General features: G+C 65.9%; 17 protein-coding genes. 5 read left to right on the top strand and 12 right to left on the bottom strand.

All coding sequences use genetic code 11. From position 1 onward, the window contains the following. The first annotated feature begins 62 nt into the window (after nt 1-62). Entirely contained in the window at nt 63-899 is an 837-nt protein-coding gene (locus tag ACZ9YD_RS05455; protein WP_465074110.1) for an NAD-dependent protein deacetylase, read from the top strand. Between the two features lie 3 nt (nt 900-902). On the opposite strand, the gene ACZ9YD_RS05450 is transcribed toward ACZ9YD_RS05455, so the two are convergent. The 3 genes from ACZ9YD_RS05450 to ACZ9YD_RS05440 form a co-directional block, all read right to left on the bottom strand. Continuing rightward, nucleotides 903-1742 (bottom strand): RsiV family protein, encoded by an 840-nt coding sequence (locus ACZ9YD_RS05450; RefSeq protein WP_465074109.1) that lies wholly within the window; start codon nt 1740-1742, stop codon nt 903-905. Nucleotides 1743-1884: 142 nt separating this feature from the next. Beyond that, complete coding sequence (locus tag ACZ9YD_RS05445) at nt 1885-2094, bottom strand: cold-shock protein (protein ID WP_159679025.1); 210 nt, start codon at nt 2092-2094, stop codon at nt 1885-1887. 240 nt (nt 2095-2334) lie between these two features. Then, entirely contained in the window at nt 2335-2622 is a 288-nt protein-coding gene (locus ACZ9YD_RS05440) for a GNAT family N-acetyltransferase (protein ID WP_465074108.1), read from the bottom strand. 227 nt (nt 2623-2849) lie between these two features. Here ACZ9YD_RS05440 and ACZ9YD_RS05435 point away from each other — a divergent pair, with 227 nt between their 5' ends. Next, the gene (locus ACZ9YD_RS05435) at nt 2850-3023 is read left to right on the top strand and encodes a hypothetical protein (protein WP_465074107.1); all 174 of its coding nucleotides are present in this window, start codon (nt 2850-2852) and stop codon (nt 3021-3023) included. A 49-nt stretch (nt 3024-3072) separates the two neighbouring features. On the opposite strand, the gene ACZ9YD_RS05430 is transcribed toward ACZ9YD_RS05435, so the two are convergent. From ACZ9YD_RS05430 to ACZ9YD_RS05420, 3 genes are all read right to left on the bottom strand, one after another. Further along, a complete protein-coding gene (locus ACZ9YD_RS05430; RefSeq protein ID WP_465074106.1) occupies nt 3073-4077 on the bottom strand; it encodes a hypothetical protein in 1005 nt (334 codons plus the stop codon). A gap of 85 nt (nt 4078-4162) precedes the next feature. After that, the gene (locus tag ACZ9YD_RS05425) at nt 4163-4777 is read right to left on the bottom strand and encodes a rhomboid family intramembrane serine protease (protein ID WP_465074105.1); all 615 of its coding nucleotides are present in this window, start codon (nt 4775-4777) and stop codon (nt 4163-4165) included. A 15-nt stretch (nt 4778-4792) separates the two neighbouring features. After that, complete coding sequence (locus ACZ9YD_RS05420; protein WP_465074104.1) at nt 4793-6412, bottom strand: POT-type proton-dependent oligopeptide transporter; 1620 nt, start codon at nt 6410-6412, stop codon at nt 4793-4795. A 168-nt stretch (nt 6413-6580) separates the two neighbouring features. On the opposite strand from ACZ9YD_RS05420, the gene ACZ9YD_RS05415 reads away from it, so the two are divergent. The 3 genes from ACZ9YD_RS05415 to ACZ9YD_RS05405 all read left to right on the top strand — a co-directional run bounded on the left by ACZ9YD_RS05415 (nt 6581) and on the right by ACZ9YD_RS05405 (nt 9716). Further along, nucleotides 6581-8371, top strand: a complete 1791-nt coding sequence (locus ACZ9YD_RS05415) for a M14 family metallopeptidase (RefSeq protein ID WP_465074103.1) — start codon at nt 6581-6583, stop codon at nt 8369-8371. Then, entirely contained in the window at nt 8368-9192 is an 825-nt protein-coding gene (locus tag ACZ9YD_RS05410) for an endonuclease/exonuclease/phosphatase family protein (protein ID WP_465074102.1), read from the top strand. Before ACZ9YD_RS05415 ends, ACZ9YD_RS05410 begins: the two co-directional genes overlap by 4 nt. 62 nt (nt 9193-9254) lie before the next feature. Further along, entirely contained in the window at nt 9255-9716 is a 462-nt protein-coding gene (locus ACZ9YD_RS05405; RefSeq protein WP_465074101.1) for a YbaY family lipoprotein, read from the top strand. 9 nt (nt 9717-9725) lie between these two features. Here ACZ9YD_RS05405 and alr read toward each other — a convergent pair whose 3' ends face one another. The 6 genes from alr to ACZ9YD_RS05375 form a co-directional block, all read right to left on the bottom strand. Next, the gene (alr, locus tag ACZ9YD_RS05400; RefSeq protein ID WP_465074100.1) at nt 9726-10814 is read right to left on the bottom strand and encodes an alanine racemase; all 1089 of its coding nucleotides are present in this window, start codon (nt 10812-10814) and stop codon (nt 9726-9728) included. Nucleotides 10815-10891: 77 nt separating this feature from the next. Continuing rightward, a complete protein-coding gene (locus tag ACZ9YD_RS05395; protein WP_465074099.1) occupies nt 10892-12313 on the bottom strand; it encodes a replicative DNA helicase in 1422 nt (473 codons plus the stop codon). Nucleotides 12314-12845: 532 nt separating this feature from the next. Further along, nucleotides 12846-13298, bottom strand: coding sequence for a 50S ribosomal protein L9 (gene rplI / locus ACZ9YD_RS05390; RefSeq protein ID WP_465074098.1), 453 nt, complete (start codon nt 13296-13298; stop codon nt 12846-12848). A gap of 86 nt (nt 13299-13384) precedes the next feature. Then, nucleotides 13385-13615: a 30S ribosomal protein S18 gene (gene rpsR, locus ACZ9YD_RS05385; RefSeq protein ID WP_096208774.1), complete on the bottom strand. Its 231-nt coding sequence runs from the start codon at nt 13613-13615 to the stop codon at nt 13385-13387. Nucleotides 13616-13626: 11 nt separating this feature from the next. Further along, nucleotides 13627-14064, bottom strand: coding sequence for a 30S ribosomal protein S6 (gene rpsF, locus ACZ9YD_RS05380; RefSeq protein ID WP_465074097.1), 438 nt, complete (start codon nt 14062-14064; stop codon nt 13627-13629). A gap of 415 nt (nt 14065-14479) precedes the next feature. Continuing rightward, nucleotides 14480-15799, bottom strand: coding sequence for an MFS transporter (locus ACZ9YD_RS05375; RefSeq protein WP_465074096.1), 1320 nt, complete (start codon nt 15797-15799; stop codon nt 14480-14482). Nucleotides 15800-15822 lie beyond the last annotated feature (23 nt).

The raw sequence follows: 15822 nt of genomic DNA, 5'->3' as shown, positions 1-15822 counted from the left end.
GTCCGAGGTCCCGCATTGACCCCGCACACGTCCGCCGCACACACGGCCTGTAGCATGGCCGCATGTCCGCGATCGTCCTCGATACACCCGATGCCACCACGCGATTGCGCGACTGGCTGGCCGGCTTCCAGCGTGTGTTCGTGCTCACCGGCGCGGGCATCAGTACCGGCTCGGGCATTCCCGATTACCGCGACGCCAACGGCGACTGGAAACGCGCCGCGCCGGTGACCTGGCAGGCATTCACCGGCGACCCGGCGGTGTACCGCCGGTACTGGGCCCGCAGCTTCGTCGGCTGGCCGAAGTTTTCAGTCGCGCAGCCGAACGCTGCGCACCACGCACTGGCCACGCTTGAACATGACGGACCGGTCACGACCCTGTTGACGCAGAACGTCGACGGCCTGCACCAGCGTGCCGGCAGTCAGCGCGTCATCGATCTGCACGGCCGGCTCGACCAAGTCACCTGCCTGTCCTGCGGTCACCTCACGCCACGCGACGCGCTACAGCCACAGCTGGTCGCCGACAATCCGCACTGGCATCCCGGAGACGCGGCGATGGCGCCCGACGGCGATGCCGACATCGCGGCCGAGGCCGAGAAGATCTTCGTGCCACCGCATTGCCCGCTGTGCGGCGGCATGCTGAAACCGGATGTCGTGTTCTTCGGCGAGAACGTGCCGCGCGTCCGCGTGCAGGATGCACAGGCGGCATTGGGCGCGAGCGACGCGATGCTCGTCGTCGGCTCGTCGCTGATGGTCTATTCAGGATTCCGCTTCGCCAAGATGGCGGCCGATGCCGGCCTGCCACTGGCGATCCTCAACGGTGGTACGACGCGCGCCGACGCTCTCGCGACGCTACGGCTGGACGCGGAGATCGGCGCGACGCTTGGCGCACTCGCGCCCTGAGACTCAGGCCTGGACGAACAAATCGCGGTAGGCCGGTGCCACATGCGGCAATAGCACGGCGGCCGGCACATCGACCGTCTGCACACCGTCCGAGTAGGGCCCGACCTGATAGGGCGGGAACACGAACCGCAGGCCCGACAGCTTGCCGCCGGGGCCGGGAATCGGCTCGAACTGCTGGTAATTGGCGACGTCCGGGCCCGAGCCCTCGTCGATCATCTTGCCGGCGGATCGCATCTGGCGACTGCGCTCTTCGGGCTCGAGCTCGTCGGCATCGATCCGCTGTGACAGCGCGGCATGCAACTGCTCGCGCACGTAGCCGGAGATCGCCTTCCAGTCGCCCTCGCCGGCCAACAGCGCCTCGGCAGTCAGCAGCTTCTGCTCGCGCACCAGCCAGATGAAGCGCTCGATCAGCGGATTGTCGTGCGCGCCGCCGGTGTAGCTGCTGCCGTCGGCTGCGATCGCGAGCATGTCCGGCGTATCGACCAGGGTGCTGAAGTTGAGCGACAGGTCGTACATCGTGCCCGGCTGCAGTTCGGCGCCGCCGACCGCTTCCATCAATTCGTCGCGCGCGGCCTGGGCGTAGCGGTGCAGTTCCCCCGCGAGTCCGGGGTACTTGTTGGCCTCGGGCGAATAGCTGATACCGACGATGAACTTCGGGTCCATCTCGACCACGTCCTTCAACTCCGCCGGCGCTTCCTCCAGCGGCTGTACGGTCTCGGCAGCCGGTGGCGCATCGCTGGCCGCGGACTGCGCGGGCGCCGGCACATCGCGCTGACACGCGGACAGGGCCAGGGCCAGGGCCAGCAGCCGCAGGCAATACAGGGACCGGATCGGTGCAGACATCGTCGCTCCAAATGACGTGGCGGAACGGAAAACTAACGGGCGCGTTGTGCGATTGTCGTGACGGCATCCGTCGGCGGATCGCACATACAAAAAGCCCCGGACGTTGCCGTCCGGGGCCCGATCTTGCGGAAGGCGGCGTGTCTTAGACAGCCTGCACTTCGTCGGCCTGCAGGCCCTTCTGGCCCTGGACGACCTTGAAGGTCACCTGCTGGCCTTCCTGCAGCGACTTGAAGCCGGTGCCCTGGATCGAACGGAAGTGGACGAACAGGTCCTGGCCGCTTTCCGGGGTGATAAAGCCGAAGCCCTTGGCATCGTTGAACCACTTGACGGTTCCGGTCTGACGATCGCTCATTGTGTTACTCCTTGAATCAGTTTGAATTGGGAACACGACACCCGCCGACGCTGTGGTCCGGATGCCGCGACTGTCGAGCAAGGGGTAACGCGAAGCGATGGAGCGGATCGTCCCGACCGGCGAACCGGGCGTTCAACTTGGATCTACCGCATCGGAGCCACGATGTACCGTGATCCCGCCTTGAACAGTTCGCGCACGATACCGCAATTGAAAAAGAAAAGGTGAATGCGGGAACGGCCTTTAATGGCCCGCTTTCGCGCCTGTACCGGCGGCCTCCTTGGCGGCCAGATGACGGGTCGCATACCAGCATTCCGACTTCACCTGGAGACCTGCGTGGGCCGCATGCCGGCTTGCGGCCTCGACCAGCGCAGCGCCATATCCGCGCCCGCTCAATGCACTCGGCACGACGGTATGCAGGATGGTGAGGACGCCCTGTTTTTCGCGGTATTCGAGATGCGCGACCCGTCCGTCCACGCTGATCTCGAAGAGATGGCGGTGCGCATCGAGATGGATCGGTGGCGTCGACATGGGCCGAAAGTCCTACTTCAAGATCAGAAATTTCCGACCCTATGCTGACACGTCGGGCGCGCGCCAAACGCACGGTGCGACGGCTCGATCATGACGCGGCGCGTCATGATTACGCGCCGAACACGTCAGTCCGCGTGACGCCCGCGGTCAGGACGGGGGACACGCCGTCATATCAGCGTTGGCACGGGATGTGCTGCATAACGGGGGATAAAGGGGAACGCGCAGCCATGGACACACGTCGTACCGACTTGCGGGAAGCCATCGAGCGGCTGTTCGAGTTGACCCGGCTCGACCAGACCGATTCCAGCGAATTCGAGCAGTTGGACCACTTCGTCCAGCAGCGCCTGTTGGAGACCTACGCCGACGAGGTGCCCGACGTCGCGCTGCGCGTCGTGGCCTGAGCCTGAGCCGATACGGGCGCGCGCGTCACGACGCACGCGCCCTGCCCGGTCAATCGTTGGAGTTACGGTGGTCGCGCTTTCCTTGATTGCGGCGATCACGCGTGCTGATGCTGCCGTTGATTGATGCCTGACGGCTCTCGGCTTCGTGCAGCGCCAACGCCTTCGAACGCGCCTGCGGCGACTGGTAACCGGGCGTATCGACAGCGGCGGCCTCGGCCCCCAGCGTCTCCCACGGCTTGCTGGCCTTGGCCTCCGCATCATGCTGCTCGAGCAGCTTGCGGGTGTTTGCGAGGGCCTGTTCCGGCGTGATGCCACGCGTGCCGCGACCGCTGGTCTTGCTGGCCTTCTCCACAGGCGCCTTGGCCTTCGCTGCCTTCGCCGCAGTGCGAGCCGCAGGCTTGGCTGCCGCCGCCGGCTTCGCAGTCGCGGACGCTTTGCCAATCGCCTTCTTCGCTGCCGGCTTCTTGGCAACCTTCGGAGATGCAGTTGCTGCAGTGGCCTTGCCCGACACCTTTTTGGCTGTCTTCTTAGCGGCCTTCTTCGCAACCTTTCTCGTGGCCTTCGCTGCGGACGCAGGCGTTGCGGCCTTCTTCGCCGTCGTCGTCTTCCTTGCGGGCTTCGAGGCCTTTGTGGCCGCCGACTTCGCAGCCTTTTTGGTGGTCTTGCCGGTGACCTTCGCCGTCTTGGCAGGCGCACGCTTCGGCGCGGCCGTCTTCGCCGGCTTGGACTTTGCGGCGGCCTTTGCGGCCTTGGCGGCGTCGCGCTGGCGGGTTTCGAGACGCGACAGAATGTCGGCCAGCAATTCGGCCTTCTCGCCCGTGCGCGCATTGGCCAGACCAGTGCGGCCCGACTTGCTGCCGCTGGTCTTGCGCGATGCCAGACGCTGACGCTTTTCCAGATCACGTGCGCGATCGCGCGCCGTGCGTGCACGTGAGACCAGCTGCGTCAGACGCGCGTCGCTGTGATCGCGCAGAGCATTCGCACGACTGTCGTCGTAGAGGCCCATTTCAGTCTTGTTGAGCAGGGCGGTGGCTTTCGCTCGCGTAACTGCCATGAGTCGCACTCCGTGGTTGGACGTGCGGCCAGAATTATCACGCGTTACATGCAGATGCGGTGAGCAGTCACCGGAAAACGCGTTGTCAGAACGACGGCGCCATCAATCGATCGAGGAACACGCCGATGATCCGCGGCTCCATGATCACGGTGAACAACATGCCGTAACCAGCGCCCCACAGATGCGCGCTGTGGTTGATGTTGTCGCCACCGCGCTTGTCCATCCAGATGCTGTAGCCCACATAGCAGACGCCGAAAACAATCGCCGGCATCGGGATGAAAAGCACCAGTAGCAGCTGCCAGGGATTGATCAGGATCGATGCGAACAATACGGCGGAAACAGCGCCCGATGCACCGAGGCTGCGGTAGTTCGGATCATGCCGATGGCGCAGATACGTCGGCAGGATCGCGACCAGAATCGCGGACACGTAGAACAGCAGAAACCCGACCGGACCGATGTACGGCGCGAACGCGCGCTCGATGCCGGCGCCGAAGAAGAACAGCGTGATCATGTTGAAGATCAGGTGCTGCCAGTCGGCGTGGATGAAGCCGTGCGTGATCAGCCGGTCGTACTGCTTGTGGCGATCGATCGCCGGCGGCCACAGGATCAGACGACCGAGCAGCTTCGGCTTCTCGAACGCCTGCCACGAAACCAATACGGTCACGGCGATCAGGAAGAGTGTGACGGGTCCAAAATTCATCGAAAGTCCTCCGCATCAGGCGACGCGGTAGTTGTCCTGCATGGGATAGCGGCGCGCGTAGAGTCCGAACGCCAATGCCGCGACGAATGCGAACGCGGCGAAGAAGAACATCAGAAAAGCGTTCTCGCTCATCCCGGTCGAGGCGATGTACGCCGTTACCGCGTCGTTGCGCACGCCCGCGTTGGTCAGCAGCACCCACAGGCTGCCGAAGGTGCTGGTGAGATACCAGAGCGCCATGATCACGCCCTTCATCGCCTGCGGCGCCTGGCTGTAGGCGAATTCCAGCGCGGTCGCCGACACCAGCACTTCGCCGAAGGTCAGCAGCAGATACGGCACCGACTGCCAGGCGAGCGATACTTCCTGGCCGCCGTCGAGCCACAGCTGCAGCCCACCGGCGACGATCCACGAGGTGCCGGAAATCGCGATGCCCCAACCCATGCGGCGCAAGGCGGTCGGTTCGAAGCCGAGCTTGCGCAGCGCGGGATACAGCACGAGGTTGTTGAACGGAATCAGCAGCATCACCAGCAGCGGATTGAGCGCCTGCATCTGCGCGGCGTCCTGGATCAGCCAGCTCGGCCACCACGCCGATGCGTGCGGAATCACCATCTCGCGACCCTGGATGATCCAGGTCGAGGCCTTCTGGTCGAACAGCGACCAGAACGGCGTGACCAACGCGAACACGATCAGGATGCGCAGCACCGCGCGCACACCGTCGACAGCCGCATCGGGATGCAGGCCGCGCGCGCGTTCGAGCTGCAGCGATGCGCCCCAGCCGCCCAGCGCGATGATGACGCCCAGCGCGAGACACGCGGTGATGACGAAACCGAAGTCGGTCGGCCACCACGACAGCGACACCGTCGCCGACAGCAGCCACAGCAGCAGCATCACCACAGCCGACACCACACCGACCATCGCCACCGCCAGACCCGGACGGCCTTCGCCTGCGAGACGCGCGCGCAGCGCAGTCTTGACCACTTCGAAGAACGCGTGCGGATCGCGGCGCGTCGGCGGCACATTGACGTATTCCTTGCGGCCCAGCCAGAACACGAACGTCGCGATGAACATCAGGATGCCCGGGATGCCGAACGCGACAGCGGGCCCGTAATGGCGCAGGAACAACGGCGCCAGCAGCGAGGCGAAGAACGAGCCGAAGTTGATGATCCAGTAGAAGGCGTCGAAGACCACTTTCGCCTTGCTCTTGTTGGTCTGGTCGAACTGGTCGCCGCAGAAGGAGACCACCAGCGGTTTGATGCCGCCCGAGCCGAGCGCGATCAGGAACAGGCCGGTGTAGAAGCCGGTCGCATTGTTCTCGAATGCCGCGAGGCACGCATGGCCGGCGCAGTAGATCAGCGAGAACCAGAGGATCGTGTGGTACTTGCCGAAGAAGCGGTCGGCCAGCCAGCCGCCGAGCAGCGGGAAGAAGTACACGCCGATGACGAAGGTATGGAAGATGTCCTTCGCCGCCGCGTCCCGGTCCGCGCCCTGCGGCAGATAGCCGAGCAGCACCGAACTGATCAGGAACGGCACCAGGATGTTGCGCATGCCGTAGAAGCTGAAGCGCTCGCAGGCTTCGTTGCCGATGATGAAGCCGATCTGGCGGGGCATCGGCCCACTGGTGGTCTGCGGTGTCGTCATCGGCGCGTCGCGGGTATCTGGAAGCCGCACAGACTACCCGATCGCAGCGCGCCGCCAGCCGCTTGCACGCACGCCCGAAACCGACAAGTGCCGGGCGTCCGCACCCATCGCACTTGGGCCTGCGCGTCACGGGCGGCATCATGGCGGATCGCCTGACCGGACTCCGCCATGCTGTCGCCCCGTCTGCCGCTCGCTCTCGCCCTGCTGCTGTCTGCCCTGCCCGCCGCCGCGGCGGATGATCCGCGCATCACCATCGCCGAGCGCAGCGGCTTCGTCGAAACCGGCCGCTACGACGAGGTGATCGCGCTGTGCGACACCTTCGCGCGCCTGCATCCCGATGCGGTGCGGTGCATCCGCTTCGGCACCTCGCCCGAAGGCCGGCCGATGCAGGCGCTGGTCGCCAGCCGCAGCGGAGCGCTGGATCCGCAAGCCGCGCACGCGGCCGGTGTGCCCGTGGTGCTGGTCCAGGGCGGCATCCACGCGGGCGAAATCGACGGCAAGGATGCGGGTTTTCTCGCGCTGCGCGAGCTGCTCGACGGGAGTGCCGCGCCCGGTGCGCTCGACGATGCGGTGCTGGTGTTCGTGCCGGTGTTCAGCGTCGACGGCCACGAGCGTTTCGGCGCGTGGAACCGGCCCAATCAGCGCGGCCCGCGCGAGATGGGCTGGCGCACCACCGCGCAGAACCTCAACCTCAACCGCGACTACGCCAAGGCCGACGCGCCTGAAATGCAGGCGATGCTGGCGCTGGTCGAGGCCTGGGATCCGATCGCATATATCGATCTGCACGCGACCAACGGCGCGCAGTTCGAGCACGACATCTCGATCCAGGTCGAGCCCGTGCACGCCGGCGACGACGCACTGCGCGAGGTCGGTCGTACGTTCCGCGACGCGGTGATGGCGGATCTCGCCGCGCAGGGTTCGCTGCCGCTGCCCTACTACCCGTCGTTCGTCGAGCACGACAATCCGGCATCCGGTTTCGAGGACGGTGTGTCGCCGCCGCGGTTCTCGACCGGCTATTTCCTGCTGCGCAACCGCATCGCGATGCTGGTCGAAACGCATTCGTGGAAGACATATCCGGTGCGCGTGCGCATCACCCGCAACACCGTGGTCTCGGTGGTCGAGCAGGTCGCGCGCCACGGCCGCGACTGGATGCGTATCGCGCGCGAAGCCGATACCCGCGCAGCAGCGCTCGGCGGCACACGCGCGCCGTTGGCATGGAAGGCGACCGACGCCAGCCACACCGTCGATTTCCGCGGCTACGCGTACACGCGCACGCCGTCCGAAGTCTCGGGCGCACTGATGACCCGCTACGACGAAACCACGCCGCAACTGTGGCGGGTGCCGATGCGCGACACGCTGCTGCCGTCGGTCGAGGTCGCCCTGCCGCGCGGTGGCTATCTGGTGCCGGCCGCGCATGCGGACTGGGTCGGCGAGAAACTGCGCCAGCACGGCATCGTCTTCCACACGCTTGTCGCGGCGCAGCCCGAAGGCGCGGTCGAGGTGTTCCGCGCGACGACCGCATCGCCGGCAGCCGCGTCGGTCGAAGGCCATCAACGCCTCGATCTGCAGGGTGCGTGGACGGTCGAACAGCACGCCATCGGTGCCGGCGCATTGTTCGTGCCGATCGCGCAGCCCAAGGCCCGCCTGGTCGCCGCGCTGCTGGAGCCGCAGGCGCCGGATTCGCTCGCGGCCTGGGGCCGGTTCAATACGCACTTCGAGCGCAAGGAGTACATGGAGGATTACGTGGCCGAACAGGTCGCGCGCGAGATGCTGGCGCGCGATCCGGCGCTGCGCGCCGAGTTCGAGGCGAAGCTCCGCGACGATGCCGCATTCGCGGCCAGTTCCGAGGCACGCCTGGATTTCTTTTATCGCCGCCACAGCGCCTGGGACGACCGCTACAACCTATACCCCGTCATGCGCACCGACACCGTGCAGACCAACGGAGACGCCACGCCATGAAGCGCCTGATCACCGCCCTGCTCGCTCTTTCGCTCGCCGCCTGCGCGGCCACCCAGCCGCGCGTAGAACAGCCAGAGGATCTACGCGTCGTTACCCTCAACATCTATCACGACAAGGCGGACTGGCCGAAGCGCCTGCCTTTGATCGTGGAGCAGCTGCGCGCTCTCGATGCCGACGTCATCGCGCTGCAGGAGGTGCTGCAGACCGCGGAGTTGCCGAACCAGGCACAGACCCTCGGCGATGCGCTTGGCTATTCGGTGCAGTTCGTGTCCAACGATGCCGAAGGCCAACCACACCGCTACGGCAATGCCCTGCTGACCCGCCTGCCCGTCCTTTATCAAGATTGGACATCGCTGGAACCGCGCGACGATTCGCGCAGCATGGGGCACGCGCGGTTGCGCTTCGACGGCGGGCCACTGGATGTCTACTTCACCCATCTGCACCACACCCCCGAAGGCGCCGGACTCCGTCGCCGCCAGCTCGAGGACGCGCGCGCCTTCATCCAGCGTCACGGCGATGCAGCGCCTTCCATCGTGCTCGGCGACTTCAACGCACTGGCGAGCGCGCCGGAGCTGTCGGTGCTCGACGGGTATGTCGACACCTTTGGCGCGCTGCACCCGGGCGCCGATGCCGCACGCGTGACCACATTGAACCCGCATTTCTTCGCCGATTTCCGCAGGCGCATCGATCATGTCTACGCGCGGACCGGACGTTTCGAGATCCGCGAGGCGCGCATCGTGCTCAATACGCCGGGTGCGGACGGCACCTGGCCTTCCGACCACTTCGGCACGCTCATCGTGCTGCGCCCGACGGCGCGTTGACCCGCCATTCCACCGCGCCGGCGCATGCTCGGCCGCGACGCCCTCCAACAGGAAGCCCGACCATGTCCCGTGCCCTGCTCCGCCTCGCCGCACTGCCGCTGTGTGCGTCTGCCCTACTGGCCGCCTGCCAGACCACGCCGCCCCCGTCCACGTCCGGAACTGCATCGATGACCGAGTCCACCGAGAGTGTGCGCATCCAGGGCGAGGCGATGTATTTCGAGAAGATCCTGCTGCCGGAAGGCGCGCAATTGCGCGTGCAGGTGCTCGACAACCAACTGGCCGACACGCCGCGCGCGATGCTTGCCGAACAGGTCACGACGGCCGGCCCAGGGCCTTACGAGTTCGCGATCGACGTGCCCCGCGCCAAACTGCGTGACAACGGCCAGTACGGCCTGCATCTCTCGGTCTCGATGCCGGACGGCAGCCTGCGCTTCGTCACCGATACGCGCGTCCCGGTCAACATCGCCGCCGATACGGTGGACGTGCATGTGGGCCAGATCCGCCTGGTCCACGTGCAGCCGTAAGCCAGAATTTCAGTCGTTGACGAAGCGCACGCGCCGGGTGATGCCGCAGGTCAGCGCGTAGGAGATCGTGCCCGCGGCTTCGGCCACGGTCTCGACAGGCAGCGCATCGCCCCACAGCACGACCGGATCGCCGGCGCGTGCATCTGGCTGGCCGCGCAGGTCGATCGTCATCAGGTCCATCGACACGCGACCCGCCACGCTGGCCATGCGCCCGTTGACCAGCACCGGTGTGCCGGCGGGCGCGAGTCTCGGATAACCGTCGCCATAACCGACCGCGGCCACGCCGATCGGCATGTCCTCGGGCGCTTCCCAGGTAGCGGAATACCCGATGCGCTCGCCCTTTGCCACGCGGTTGACCGCGAGCAGGCGCGTTTCGAACGTCATCGCAGGCCGCAGGCCGAACGATGCACCACTGCGACCGGTCACCACTGACATGCCATACAGCGCGCCACCCGGGCGTATCCAGTCGCCATAGGCGTCGGGCCAGCCGAGCACGGCCGCGGAGTTGGCCAGCGATCGGGGGCCGTCGAGTCCTTCGGTTGCCGCGACGAATGCACGCATCTGCGCCGGTGTCTGCAACCCGTTCGGCGTGTGCGCGTCGAACTCGTCGGAACTGGCGAAATGCGTCATCAGCACGATGTCGCTGGCGACGCCGCGCGCCGCGCGCAGTCGCGCATGTGCGTCGCGGACCTGATCGGGCGCGAAGCCGAGCCGGTGCATGCCCGTGTCCACCTTGAGCCAGACCCGGATCGGCGCGCCGTCGGTCTGCTCCAGCAGATCGAGCTGCGCCGCGTGATGCACGATCGCCTCGGCGCCAAGCGCGCGCAGCTGGTCGAGATCGTCGGGATTGTCGAAACCCGACAGCACCAGGATCGGCTGCTCGAGTCCGGCGGCGCGGATGCGCGCTGCATCTTCGATGGCGGCGACACCGAATGCATCGGCCTCGCGCAGGGCGCGCGCGGCGGTTTCCAGGCCGTGCCCGTAGCCATCCGCCTTGACCATCGCCATCAGCTGCCGCCCCGGCGCCCGCGCGCGCATCGCGCCCAGGTTGTGGCGCAATGCATCGGTGTGGATGGTGGCGGTGATCGGGCGGGCCATGCGAAGCGCAGCGAGTGTGGGCCGTCTATTGTGCCTCCGCCGCGGCGCGCACGTCGGCGAGGAAGTGAACCGCGTGACTACTCGAAGCTGCCGATCGAATCGTGCGAGAGATTGTCGAAGCGCGTGTACTCACCGAAGAACTTCAGCTTCACCGAGCCGGTCGGGCCGCTACGCTGCTTGCCGATGATGATCTCGGCCAGGCCTTTGTCCGGCGAGGTTTCCTTGTTGTAGTAATCGTCGCGGTAGATGAAGACGATGATGTCGGCATCCTGCTCGATGGCGCCCGATTCGCGCAGGTCGGCCATCACCGGGCGCTTGTCGGCGCGCGTTTCCAGCGAGCGGTTGAGCTGCGACAGCGCCATCACCGGCACGTTGAGCTCCTTGGCCAGACCCTTGAGCGAACGCGAGATTTCCGAGATTTCGGTCGCGCGGTTCTCGCTGTTGCCCGGCACCGACATCAGCTGCAGGTAGTCGATGACGATCAGGCCCAGATCGTGCTCGCGTTTGAGGCGACGGCACTTGGCGCGCAGCACGTCGGGACCGAGGCCCGGCGTGTCGTCGATGAAGATCTTGGTTTCCTTGAGCATGCGGATCGCGCTGCTGACGCGGCTCCAGTCCTCGTCCTCGAGAGCGCCGGTGCGCAGGCGCGTCGCGTTGATGCGGCCGTTGGAGGAAATCAGACGCAGCGCGAGCTGGCTGGCCGACATTTCCATCGAGAACACACCGACCGCCTTCTTGGTCTTGATCGCCGCGTACTCGGCGATGTTCAGCGCGAAGGTCGTCTTGCCCATCGCCGGACGCGCAGCGAGGATGATCAGATCGGTCGGCTGCAGACCGGCGGTCATCTCGTCGAATTCGGTGTAGCCGGTCGGCAGGCCGGTCACGCCGCCGCCATTGGTGTAACGGGTCTGCAGGACGTCGAACGCGTCGGCCATCGCCTTGTTGATCGCGGTGAAGTCGGTGCGTCCCTGCGCACCAGCCTCGGCGATCTTGAACACCTGCTGCTCGGCCTTGGCGAGGATCTCGCTGCTGTCGCGACCCTCGGGCTGGAAACCGTCATTGACGATCTCGGTGCCCACTTCGATCAGCTGCCGCAGGATCGCCTTGTCACGCACGATTTCCGCGTAGGCGCGGATGTTGGCCGCCGATGGCGTGGTGCTGGCGAGTTCGCCGAGATACGCACCGCCGGCCACCAGCTCCGACAGGCCGTTGGACTCGAACCATTCGCCGAGCGTGACCGCATCAAAGGGTTTGCTCTTCTCGGACAGCTCCTGGATCGCGGCGTAGATCTTCTGGTGATCGCGGCGATAGAAGTCCTCCGGCACCAGCAGGTCCGCGATGCGATCCAATGCGTCTGGGACCAGCATCAGGCCGCCGAGAACCGCCTGTTCGGCCTCGACCGACTGCGGCGGCACGCGCAGCTGTTCGACGCGCGGATCGCTGCGTTCTTGGCGATCACGGTCGCGGTCGTTGTTGCGGAAGTCGTTGCGTGCGGCCATGGGTATCGGTTTCGGAGGAACGGGATGCTGCAACTGGATGCTAGGCCGTGCGCCTGTGGACACGCGACCCCACAACCTGTGGATAAGATTTCTGCAGGTGCCAGGACACCTTCATTCAGAACGATCTCGCTACCTTCGAATCGTGCGACGCAGCACTTCGGAGACAGCGCGCTCCCTGCCAGGGATTACTCCTCGGCTCGGTCATCCATCCCTGGATGACTCGCCGCCGCGGGCCTTCCGTGGCCCGCTCTACGTAATCCCCGGCAGGAAGCGCGCCCCGGTGCGGCTAGACCCGCACTTCGTTGCGCATACACCTATGGCTCCGGGCCGAATTCCCGATCGCGACGTTCGCAAGCAGCGGACTGCAGGGCGGTCGCCTCGCCAAGCGCGTCAGGACAGGCGCCCTGACCGAGGGAGAAGCGACTGCGGCACGGCAGGCCGCTGCACGCTTCCGGAGTCAGCAGGAGCTCTGAAGCCCAAACGAAAACGGGCGCCTCGCGGCGCCCGTTTCAGGTCAACCCGATCCGATGGATCAGGCGACCTCACCTTCGATGACGACCTTGACGGTGGTCTCGGCGTCGGCGTGCAGATGCACCACGACCTCGAACTCGCCGGTGTTGCGGAACGCGCCTTCACCCAGCACGACTTCCGACTTGTTGACCGGCGTGACCGCCTTGGTCAGCGCATTGGCGATCTCGCGCGGGCCGACCGAGCCGTACAGCTTGCCTTCGGTCGAAGCGTTGGCGTAGATCGTGACGCTGGTACCTTCGAGCTTGCCCAGACGCTGCTGCGCCTCGTCGAGCTGCGACTGGGCCTTGGCTTCGTACTCGGCGCGGCGCGCTTCGAAGTCGGCGATGCTCTTCGTGGTGGCCGGCACGGCCTTGCCCTGCGGCACCAGGAAGTTACGGCCGTAGCCCGGCTTCACGTTGACCTTGTCGCCAAGGTTGCCGAGGTTGGTGACCTTCTGCAGAAGAATCAGTTGCATGGTGTTGCTCCGTATTCGTTAGCGGCGCCGGAGCGCCGCAACGAGTGCTGTCCGAATCGGACGAGAACGCGTAAAACCCGAAGGGCTCAGACGTTGTGGTTGTCGGTGTACGGGATCAGCGCGAGGAAACGTGCGCGCTTGACGGCCGTGGCCAGCTGACGCTGGTAACGCGACTTCGTACCGGTGATGCGGCTCGGGACGATCTTGCCGTTCTCGGTGAGGTTCTGGCGCAGGGTGTTGAGATCCTTGTAATCGATCTCCTTGACACCTTCAGCGGTGAACTTGCAGAACTTGCGGCGGCGGAAGAACTTGGACATGTGCGTGATCCTCAGGCGGCTTCGGCGGAGTTGTCGGACTTGTCGGCGTCGGCATCGTTGCTGCCCACCGAGTCACCGTCGTCGTCCCGGCGACGACGCTCGCCACGCTCGGGCTTGTCGCCCTTCTCGTCCTTGTTCTTCATGATCAGGGACTGCTCGGTGTCCGCCTCGTCGCGGCGCACCACGAGGTGACGCAGCACGGCGTCGTTGAAGCGGAACGCTTCGACGAGCTCATCGAGACCGGCCTGGCCGACTTCGATGTTGAACATCACGTAGTGGGCCTTCACCAGGTTGTTGATCGGGTAGGCCAGCTGACGGCGGCCCCAATCTTCCAGGCGGTGGATCTTGCCTTCGGCACCTTCGATCAGCGACTTGTAGCGCTCGATCATCGCGGGCACCTGCTCGCTCTGGTCCGGATGGACCAGGAACACGACTTCATAATGACGCATGTTGGTTTCCTTTCGGATATCGACCGCGCGTTCGCAGCGGCCTGGATAGCCCCCCGGCGCGGCGACGCCGCATGGTGGGGCAAGGGTCTCCCGACGACGGACGCCGCAGGGAGCCGGGCATTCTCACAGAAGCGGCCCGCACGGGCAAGCCTGCGCGGTTTCCAGCGCGGACAACAGTGTGCGCAGGCGCTGCGACATTCGGTCGCAGTCTCACGGACCCACGCGACGTGATGAAATGCACGTGCCGGGGCGCAGACCTTTTATCGCGTTATCGCGTCAGCCGGCCGGATCCACACCTTGATCAAGACGCGCGTCGCCGATGCGGCGCCGAGGACCGTTCCCCGTGCAAGCGCCCCGCCTCCGTATCACGCACGCCCCCCGTGGGGCGACGTGCGTGTGCGCGAAGCGGCGGCGGTCAGCGCACCGTTTCGAGCGTGCGGCTGAAGGCCAGCGCGGCCAGCGTCACCACCGCGCCCGACAGCAGGTAGTAGCCCACGTATTCGAGGCCGAACTTGCTGCACAGGCCCAGCGCGACCAGCGGCGCGAAGCCGGCGCCTACCAGCCAGGCGATATCGGACGTCACCGCAGCGCCCGTGTAGCGGTAGATGCTTTCGAAGCGCGAGGCGATGGCGTTGCTCGCCTGACCCAGCGACAGACCCAGCAGCGCGAAGCCGACGATCACGTAGGTGGTACGGCCGCCGGTGGTGTCGCTGCCCAGCAGCGGCGCGGCGAAGAAACTGAAGATCGCGATCAGTACGGCGGCGATCGCCAGCTGTCCGCGACGGCCCACGCGGTCGGCGAGGATGCCCGACAGCATGATGCCCAGCCCGCCGACGACCGAACCCAGGAACAGGCTGCCGAGGAAATCGGCCGCGTTGTGATCGGTGTAGAGCGTGGTCCAGCTCAGCGGGAAGATCGTCACCAGGTGGAACATCGCGTAGGTGGCCAACGGAATCAGCGCACCGACGAACACCTGGCGGGGGTGCGTGCGGATGGTTTCGATCACGCGCCGCGGCTGCAGTTCCTTCTCGTCGAACAGACGCTTGAACTCCGGCGTGACCACCAGACGCAGACGCGCGAACAGCGCGACCACGTTGAGCGCCAGCGCGACGAAGAACGGAAAGCGCCAGCCCCAGGACATGAAGTCTTCCTGGCTGAGCACGCGCGTGAACACATAGAACATGCCGCAGGCGAGCATGAAACCGAGCGCGGCGCCGAGCTGCGGCACCATCGCGTACCAGCCGCGACGGTTGGCCGGTGCGCTCAGCGACAGCAGCGACGGCAGGCCGTCCCAGGCGCCGCCCCAGCCCAGACCCTGGCCGAATCGGAACACCGCCAGCAGGATCGGCGCGAGCATGCCGGCCTGCGCGTAGCTGGGCAGGAATGCAATCGCCATCGTCGAACCGCACAGCAGGAACAGCGCGCCGATCAGCTTGGCCGCGCGACTGAAGTTGCGGTCGATCGCCATGAAGATGACCGAACCGATCGGGCGTGCAATGAAGGCCAGCGAAAACACCGCGAACGATTTGAGCGTCGCCTGCACCGGATCGCTGTCGGGAAAGAACAGGTACGGAAACACCAGCACCGCGGCGATGCCGTAGACGAAGAAGTCGAAGAACTCCGACGTCCGCCCCATGACGACGGGAAACGCGATCTTGCCCGGCGAGATGTCCAGGTCGTCGGATTCCGGTGCGTCGTCGAGGCCGGTAGTGGCTTGCTGTACGTGTTCGCTCATTTGCGCGCTCTCTCCGGTCGTTA

The organism is Luteimonas sp. AC640a, from assembly GCF_979256585.1.
The sequence above is the reverse complement of the archived record's forward strand: the minus strand, read 5'-3'. Positions and strand labels throughout refer to the sequence as shown.

What these genes read in the sequence shown, in the direction of transcription:
- ACZ9YD_RS05455 (WP_465074110.1), top strand. Translation starts at nt 63, where the DNA reads ATGTCCGCGATCGTCCTCGATACACCCGATGCCACCACGCGATTGCGC.
- ACZ9YD_RS05450 (WP_465074109.1), bottom strand. Translation starts at nt 1,742, where the DNA reads ATGTCTGCACCGATCCGGTCCCTGTATTGCCTGCGGCTGCTGGCCCTG.
- ACZ9YD_RS05445 (WP_159679025.1), bottom strand. Translation starts at nt 2,094, where the DNA reads ATGAGCGATCGTCAGACCGGAACCGTCAAGTGGTTCAACGATGCCAAG.
- ACZ9YD_RS05440 (WP_465074108.1), bottom strand. Translation starts at nt 2,622, where the DNA reads ATGTCGACGCCACCGATCCATCTCGATGCGCACCGCCATCTCTTCGAG.
- ACZ9YD_RS05435 (WP_465074107.1), top strand. Translation starts at nt 2,850, where the DNA reads ATGGACACACGTCGTACCGACTTGCGGGAAGCCATCGAGCGGCTGTTC.
- ACZ9YD_RS05430 (WP_465074106.1), bottom strand. Translation starts at nt 4,077, where the DNA reads ATGGCAGTTACGCGAGCGAAAGCCACCGCCCTGCTCAACAAGACTGAA.
- ACZ9YD_RS05425 (WP_465074105.1), bottom strand. Translation starts at nt 4,777, where the DNA reads ATGAATTTTGGACCCGTCACACTCTTCCTGATCGCCGTGACCGTATTG.
- ACZ9YD_RS05420 (WP_465074104.1), bottom strand. Translation starts at nt 6,412, where the DNA reads ATGACGACACCGCAGACCACCAGTGGGCCGATGCCCCGCCAGATCGGC.
- ACZ9YD_RS05415 (WP_465074103.1), top strand. Translation starts at nt 6,581, where the DNA reads ATGCTGTCGCCCCGTCTGCCGCTCGCTCTCGCCCTGCTGCTGTCTGCC.
- ACZ9YD_RS05410 (WP_465074102.1), top strand. Translation starts at nt 8,368, where the DNA reads ATGAAGCGCCTGATCACCGCCCTGCTCGCTCTTTCGCTCGCCGCCTGC.
- ACZ9YD_RS05405 (WP_465074101.1), top strand. Translation starts at nt 9,255, where the DNA reads ATGTCCCGTGCCCTGCTCCGCCTCGCCGCACTGCCGCTGTGTGCGTCT.
- alr (WP_465074100.1), bottom strand. Translation starts at nt 10,814, where the DNA reads ATGGCCCGCCCGATCACCGCCACCATCCACACCGATGCATTGCGCCAC.
- ACZ9YD_RS05395 (WP_465074099.1), bottom strand. Translation starts at nt 12,313, where the DNA reads ATGGCCGCACGCAACGACTTCCGCAACAACGACCGCGACCGTGATCGC.
- rplI (WP_465074098.1), bottom strand. Translation starts at nt 13,298, where the DNA reads ATGCAACTGATTCTTCTGCAGAAGGTCACCAACCTCGGCAACCTTGGC.
- rpsR (WP_096208774.1), bottom strand. Translation starts at nt 13,615, where the DNA reads ATGTCCAAGTTCTTCCGCCGCCGCAAGTTCTGCAAGTTCACCGCTGAA.
- rpsF (WP_465074097.1), bottom strand. Translation starts at nt 14,064, where the DNA reads ATGCGTCATTATGAAGTCGTGTTCCTGGTCCATCCGGACCAGAGCGAG.
- ACZ9YD_RS05375 (WP_465074096.1), bottom strand. Translation starts at nt 15,799, where the DNA reads ATGAGCGAACACGTACAGCAAGCCACTACCGGCCTCGACGACGCACCG.